The organism is Streptococcus sp. 477 (assembly GCF_013277295.1).
GTDB classification, from domain to species: domain Bacteria; phylum Bacillota; class Bacilli; order Lactobacillales; family Streptococcaceae; genus Streptococcus; species Streptococcus pseudopneumoniae.
The window spans coordinates 1-567 of the sequence record NZ_VMMQ01000118.1 but is presented as its reverse complement, the minus strand read 5'-3'; the positions used below and the strand labels follow the sequence as shown (position 1 = coordinate 567).

Below are 567 nucleotides of genomic sequence, written 5' to 3'. Positions count from 1 at the left end.
AACCTGCGGCTAGCTTCCTAGTTCGCTCTTTGATTTTCATTGAGTATAAATCAAGCGACTTTATTCAAAAAGTGCTATAATAGAATTAGAAAATCGGAGGAAATATTATGAAGCTTATCAATACGACAAACTCACACTCGCAACTTGTAAAAAGTCAGCTAGAAAGTACAGATGCAACCCTTGTTGAGGTTTATTCTGCAGGGAATACAGATGTTATTTTTACCCAAGCGCCGCTTCACTATGAAATCCTCATCTCAAACAAACACCGTGCTATTCGTGAGCCTGAAATCGAAACCATTCAAGAATTTTTCTTGAAACGTAAAATTAATAAGGACTCTATTGATGAAGCCAATATCAAGACACTCTACTCAGAGAAATTAATTGGAATTTCAATCCCAATCCAGTGAGGAAATTGAGTAAAAACTCTACTTGAGCGAAAGTCCAATAAGTCTTCCCACAATAAAACGCATAGTATTGAGGTACACTGTACACTCGCTATTATGCGTTTTTATATAGTAGATTGAAACTATAATAGTACACCTCTACTTCTAAAACATTGTTAGAAAT

Annotated in this window: 1 protein-coding gene; it reads left to right on the top strand. The window is 35.3% G+C overall.

Annotated elements, in window-relative coordinates; all coding sequences use genetic code 11:
* The first annotated feature begins 107 nt into the window (after window positions 1-107).
* Complete coding sequence (locus tag HT691_RS11060; RefSeq protein WP_138702259.1) at window positions 108-407, top strand: DUF1827 family protein; 300 nt, start codon at window positions 108-110, stop codon at window positions 405-407.
* Window positions 408-567: the final 160 nt, after the last annotated feature.

Excerpts from the sequence above, each read along its gene's own strand:
- HT691_RS11060 (WP_138702259.1), top strand. The coding sequence starts at position 108 with ATGAAGCTTATCAATACGACAAACTCACACTCGCAACTTGTAAAAAGT.